This is a genomic window from Okeania sp. SIO2B9 (genome assembly GCF_010672505.1).
Taxonomy (GTDB): Bacteria; Cyanobacteriota; Cyanobacteriia; order Cyanobacteriales; family Microcoleaceae; genus Okeania; species Okeania hirsuta.
This window is the reverse complement of record NZ_JAAHGK010000282.1, coordinates 1-6,750: the sequence shown is the minus strand read 5'-3', so window position 1 is coordinate 6,750 and position 6,750 is coordinate 1. Positions and strand designations below refer to the sequence as shown.

Genomic DNA, 6,750 nt, shown 5'->3' with positions numbered 1-6,750 from the left:
GAAAGAAATGCTCCTAGGGGACATCTCCCTGTATTGGCTCCTATTAGTTTAAAAAAAGTAGAATATTTGCTAATACTTGCTTTAGGCAGCCTTCTTTTATTTTGCTTTTACTTTTACTTTTACTGGGAGCAATATAGGTTTATTGATTTGATTATAAAATCTGTGTTTATTTGTTATCTTGTATTTCTATTTAAATACCTTTTACAGTTTAGTTTGTCGCAGTCTCATTATCTTATTTGTACTATCTCAAAGAAGCTTGATGAGCATGATAAAATATAAGCCTTTGATTCATCAACAGAAAAAAGTTTTAGCAAGTAATTTGTAGGGAGTTTTCTTTATTTCAACATTTCCATAGCTAGCACTGAGAATTTTCACCGAAAAATAAAGGTTTAAAGCCTCTCATGAGCAAGGAGAAACAAGCGGTCGATCTTCGGAGCTTCCCGTAAGGTGGGATGGCGAGGAGACCCGCTCTTGCAGAGCCGCTCCGCTAACGCCATATCCAATCGACCAAGAGAGAAAAAATTTTCCTTTTATTCAATCCTCTTCCTTTTAGGGAAAGGTAATTATCCATTATCCATTATCCATTATCCATTATTGAACCCCACTCCGTTCCACTTGCCATCACAATATGTACTTAATTGTCATTGCGAGGGGTTAGTTACAGTAGGTTGGGTTAAGCGATAGCGCAACCGAACAATTATGCAGCCTATTCCATATAAATGTAGCACAGTAATTCCAGTACCTCAGACCAACAATAATCAAACCTTAATTCAACAGTTCAAAAACTGTTTGAAAATATACTCCTACTGTACTTCATAAACCTGAAATTTGCTGTAAGTATTTGTTGGGTTACTCCTGCGGAGAAGCAAGCTACGTTCCTCAACCCAACCTACAAATTGGTTAAAATATTAAAATATAAATCCAATTCAAAAAAAATCAAGAAATAATTATGGCAAATCTCACAATTAATGACTTACCTGATGAATTAATGGCAAAAATTAAAAAATTAGCTAATAAAAATAATCGCAATTTAATTCAACAAGTTATTGTAATTTGAAAATAACTTTTGCAAGATGAAAAACCAAAATTGCTAACTTCTCAAAATATAGATACCACTTAGTCAGAAAAACGCAAATTAGTTCCCCAACTTATAGCCAGAATCGAAAAAGCAATTATGAGTCAATCCCAATTACTAACTATAAAATTAAATGCCCAAGATTATATCGGTGCAGCCTAGCGTAGCTATATTGCCTAGTAAAAAAAAGTTCAAAGATTAAATTGACCCCTAAAATAAATATTATAGCTAAAAGATTACTTTGATTAATAAATCGGCTTAAAAATATTTAAAAGATTAAACTACTCTAACTATTTTATAATTCCTGACTCCTAAAAAAAGCTATAAATTTATCAAAAAAAATAATGATTAACAAAATACTTAGACATCGCTATAAAATTATATCAGAGTTAGGTAAAGGTGGTTTCGGGACTACTTATTTAGCACTAGATTTAGACCTTCCCAATCATCCTCAATGTGTGGTAAAACAACTAGCCCCATATGACCCACGACCAGAAGTTTTTCAAGTTGCTAAAACTTTATTTGAAAAAGAAGCAATAACATTACAACGTCTCGGAGAACACAATCAAATTCCCAGATTATTTGCCTACTTTGAAGAGGGTGGGCAATTTTATTTAGTTCAGGAATTTATTGAAGGAAATGATTTAACAAAAGAAATTTATCCAGGGAAAAATTTTGGTGAAGATCGGACTATTCAACTCTTAACTGAAATATTGTCAGTTTTACAGTATGTACATCAGCAAAATGTGATTCATCGTGACTTAAAACTGCAAAATATTATGCGGAGAAAATCTGATAGAAAAATTGTATTAATCGATTTTGGGGCAGTGAAAGAAATTAAAGGGTTAGCAATTACAACTGGGGGTCATACAACTATGACAATAGCAGTGGGAACTCCTGGATATATGCCTAGCGAACAAGCAGCGGGTCAGCCTAGATTTTGTAGTGATATTTATGCTGTGGGAATGATTGGCATTGAAGCATTAACTGGTATACAAGCAAATAAATTAGTTAAAGACAACTCAACAGGTGAAATTGTCTGGAAAAATCAAGTTAATGTTAGCGATAAATTAGTTTTAATTCTAGATAAAATGGTGTCAGATTATTGGAAGTATCGTTATCAAAGTATTGATGAAGTAATAGTTGAATTGTCTGATATTAATAATAACTTCAATAATCAATCGCCACAAGAAATATCACAACAACATACAGTTGTAATAAATAGTAATCAGCATAATAGTCAGCCAAAAACTACTATTCCTTCCACTTCCTCCTCATCAAATTCTGCTCAAACTTTAGTTAAAATAGGTCTAGGTATTGGTATTGCTTTCAGCATTATTATTGCTTCTATTATTATTAATAATATTCCTAGTGAACAGGAAACATCCTCATCTACTAAAAATAGTCAAAAAGAGAGAGCATCAGTTAAGACTTCAACCCCCAACCTCATTTCCTACGCTACTAATATTTCTGAAGTTCGTACCCTCAGCGGTCATAATGACTGGATTCGTTCCATTGCCATTAGTCCCGATGGGCAGACTGTTGTTAGTGGTAGCTGGGACAATACTATAAAAGTTTGGGATTGGGTAAATGGTAACCTCCAAGGAACTTTTGCTACTCAGAGTGACAAGATTTTTGCTGTCGCTATTACCCCTGATGGACAGACTATTATTAGTGGTGGTGCTGACGGCACTATCAACATCTGGGATTTGGCAACGGGTAGTCTCAAAAATACTCTCACTGGTCATAGTAAAGCAGTTTATTCTATTGCCATCAGTCGCGACGGACAAACTGTTATTAGTGGTAGCGCGGATGGCACTATCAAAATTTGGGATTTGGCTACAGAAAGTCTGAAAGCTACTCTCACTGGTCATAGCAAAGCAGTTTATTCTGTAGCTATCAGCTCTGAGAAACAGATTATTGTCAGTGGTAGTGCGGACGGGACTATCAAAATCTGGGATTTGGTAACGGGTAGTCTTATAAATACTTTTTCTGGTCATAGCGATCGGATTTTTTCTGTTGCTATCAGTTCCGATGGACAGAATGTTGTCAGTGGTAGTGCGGACGAGACTATTCAAGTCTGGGATTTAAGATTTTTTTCTAAAGTTGAAAACGACATCATATTAATCAGCAATCTCAAAAATACTCTCACTGGTCATAGCAACGAAGTTTGGTCTGTAGCTATTAGTCCCGATGGTCAGACTATTGTTAGTGGTAGCGAGGACAAAACTATCAAAATTTGGGATTTAGCAACGGGTAGTCTCAAAAATACTCTCACTGGTCATACGTGGGTAGTGACTTCTATTGCCATCAGTTCTGACGGCCAAACTATTGTTAGTGGTAGCGATGACAAAACTATTAAAGTCTGGTCAGCGCGTTAGTAGGTAGGAAGGCAGAAGGCAGAAGGCAGAAGGCAGAAGGGAATATTGGTTTAAAGGGAGAAGGTTTTTTATAATTAATTATCCGTTAGCGCAGCTCCCCTGCAAGGGGAACATGATATTATCAGTATTTCCGACTTAAGCAGGATGCAAGAAAATATTTGATAATTCTATAATTACTTCACTCCCCCACTCCCCAACTCCCCCACTCCCCCACTCCCCAACTCCCCCACTCTAACTCAACCTCCGCCAAATACCCACACTTCCATCACCACAACCTGCTGCCAACATTTGACCATCTACACTAAACGTTACTGCATTAACTACTGCTTCCTGACTCAATACTCCTAACTCCTCCATCGTATAAGGGTTCCATAAATACATATTCCCATCTCGACATCCACTTGCTAAAATCAAACCATCGGGACTAATAGCAACCGCATTCACTCCATCAGGATGCTGCAATATTCCTAATAAATCTCCGGTCGCTAACTGCCACAACCTAATAGTATTGTCACTACTCCCACTCGCTAATATCTGACCGTCAGGAGCGATCGCCACACTCCGCACCACATCACTATGACCAGTCAAAGTCAACAATAACCTCCCTGTCCCTACATCCCACAACTTAATCGTCTTATCTCCACTCCCACTCGCTAATACTTTGCCATCAGGACTAATAGCAACTGACTCCACCCATGCAGTATGACCTTTCAAATATCCTCGCATTTTCCCACTGTTGAGATACCAAACCTTCACCGTCTTGTCACCATGACCGCTTGCCAATATCTGACCGTCTTGACTAATAGCGATCGCCTGCACAGCACCCCAGTCTTGACCCAACCAACCACCTAGAGTTCGCACTAACTTACCAGTACCCAAATTCCAAACTTTTACAGTGCCGTCATTACTACCACTGACCAAAGTCTGACCATCTGAACTAAAAGCGACCTCCTGCACCCATCCCGAATGACTAAACATCCATCCCCCCAAAGTACGGGGTTCGCTACCAGTCTTCAGAGTCCAGACTTTAATGCTATTATCTTCACCCCCACTCACCACAGTCTGACCGTCAATACTAAATGCTACTGTTCTGACTTGATCGCCGTAACTTTCTAAACTTTCATACCCTTCCCAAGAACTCTTTGTAGTCTGCATTAAATCATTCAGTACTTCTTCTACTGAATGATAGCGTTGTTGAAGCGCTGGTTCTAACATCCGATCAATAATATTATTCAAAGATGTGCTTACAGGTCTGGGTAAATGTTCCTGCCATAACCATTCTTCACCATGACGCAGGTCGAAGGGGTCGAGTAGAGTCATTAACTGAATGCAGACAACACCTAAACTATAGATATCGCTAGCAAATACAGCTTGACCAATTAACTGTTCTGGTGCAGTATATTCTGGAGAACCGATAACCGTACCACTTTTGACTGCGGGATTAGTAGAAATAGCTTTGGCAGCGCCGAAACCTACTAAATATAAATTTCTTCCCCAGTCATATTCATTCTCATTAGTACCACGACGGATAATATTTTCTGGTTTAATATCCCGATGAATTACTTGATTTTTGTGGATAAACTGCAAAACTGGCAGTATTTCTCTCAGAAATTTTCTAATTTTTTGTTCGTTAAATGTTCCTTGTTCTTTTAATTCTTGAGCTAAATTTTTACCTTCTATATATTCTTGTACTAAATATCTATAAGATGAGACAACAAAATAGGCTAATAAACTAGGAATTTGTGGATGTTTTCCTAGTTTGTCTAGTTGTAATGCTTCTCGGCTAAATGAGGCTGATGCTTTTTCTATTTCACTAATATTTTGTGCTGCATTTTTGCCAGGAATGCCTACAGGTAAAAATTGTTTAATTACACATATTGGTTTTGAAGGGATGTCTTGATCAACTGCCAAGAATGTCCGGCTAAATGTACCTATTCCGATTGGTTTTAGGAGGCGGTAATGTTCTCTAAGGATTAGTTTTGCACCGCAACTTTGGCAAAATATATTTTTGTCTGGGTTTTGAGGTTTTTGACAAGTAGGATTGTAGCAATAACTCATATTTTGTACGGGTAATAACTTAGTTGATTATTTTAAAATATATTGATTTTTTTATTTTTTTCTTGTTTTGCAGATCAATTATTTTTTTCATTTAATTTTTATAGTAATCCGTACATAATTTGTAAAAAATTCCAAAATTGATAAACAGTTTTAAACTCTTACACTCTGTTGCTTTTTCCCAGAATATTTTTTATACAATTGAAAGAGCATTACTACATTATACCAAAAATTCGTCATGGTTTCCACTGTCACAATCATGTAGAATAGATAAATTTCTGTCATCATTCAGGGAAAAACACCTATAATTAAGTAGGTAGCTGTAGGCAAGAAGTAAATTTAGGAATAAATATAACTAATAGACATCTCCAAAAATCCAAAATAAAATCAATTTTTATCCAGAAATTATCAATTATTTCTCCCTACTGCCTACAGCAAAGCTGCCTACTGCCTCTTTTATGGAGATGTCTAATGGGGGAATTCTATTTGATGTGTAATATTTATTTCAGTAATTCAGTAATTGATTTTATACTGTGGATTTTTATTTATAGCCAATTAAATAATACCGTTAACTTTTAAACTTAGAGATTATTATAGTCAGGAATCATGCCTTGTATATCAACAGAATATTTAGCTCATGTCAATTCAATTATCAGTTATCAGTACCTCCTACAATGGGAGGCTTGAGACCTGATTTTTTTTGTCATAATTAATACTTTTGAGGGCAAATAATGTTAAAAATAGTATAGGTAAGATTATTAGTGAAGAGATTAATCTTTTTATTCAACTCACCTTGAGATATAGCAGAAGAAAGAAGGAAAAATATGTCGCTGTCTAAGTTTTAAGCTTTTGATCTGTCCTAGCCTTTGCTTCGACTGCTATATTTGGAATTACTCAACTATACTAGATATAATATTGTTTAATTTTATAGTTGCTACGCTATTGAACCTAAAACATACAACCTATCACCTGCTTCAAACAGTTGCTAAATCACCTAGTTTTACCATGCAAAAAATACTTATATTTTCAAACAAAAGCTATAAAATAAATTTACTTACTACTCTTTTTGTTGAACAAATAGAAGCAAATAAATATGAATATTTTATAGCAAAAAATAACGACAAAAAAGCAGAATATTTGCCAGATTTAGAAAGAAAACTCAACCAATCTGATTACTTGATTTTGTTATTGAATCCTCAATCAATAACCTGTGAAATGGTAACAGAAACGGTGAGACGA

The 6,750-nt window shown here is 35.8% G+C and carries 2 protein-coding genes and 1 pseudogene; 2 read left to right on the top strand and 1 reads right to left on the bottom strand.

What is annotated here, in order from left to right; all coding sequences use genetic code 11:
* Window positions 1–1,419: 1,419 nt before the first annotated feature.
* Entirely contained in the window at window positions 1,420–3,456 is a 2,037-nt protein-coding gene (locus tag F6K13_RS12160) for a serine/threonine-protein kinase (RefSeq protein ID WP_124147292.1), read from the top strand.
* Between the two features lie 231 nt (window positions 3,457–3,687).
* On the opposite strand, the gene F6K13_RS12155 is transcribed toward F6K13_RS12160, so the two are convergent.
* The gene (locus F6K13_RS12155) at window positions 3,688–5,514 is read right to left on the bottom strand and encodes a serine/threonine-protein kinase (protein WP_124147291.1); all 1,827 of its coding nucleotides are present in this window, start codon (window positions 5,512–5,514) and stop codon (window positions 3,688–3,690) included.
* 912 nt (window positions 5,515–6,426) lie between these two features.
* Here F6K13_RS12155 and F6K13_RS12150 point away from each other — a divergent pair.
* Window positions 6,427–6,750: pseudogene (locus F6K13_RS12150) on the top strand (hypothetical protein); the annotation flags it as partial.

Bases quoted from the DNA above. Each gene is read 5' to 3' on its own strand.
- F6K13_RS12160 (WP_124147292.1), top strand. From the start codon at position 1,420: ATGATTAACAAAATACTTAGACATCGCTATAAAATTATATCAGAGTTA.
- F6K13_RS12155 (WP_124147291.1), bottom strand. From the start codon at position 5,514: ATGAGTTATTGCTACAATCCTACTTGTCAAAAACCTCAAAACCCAGAC.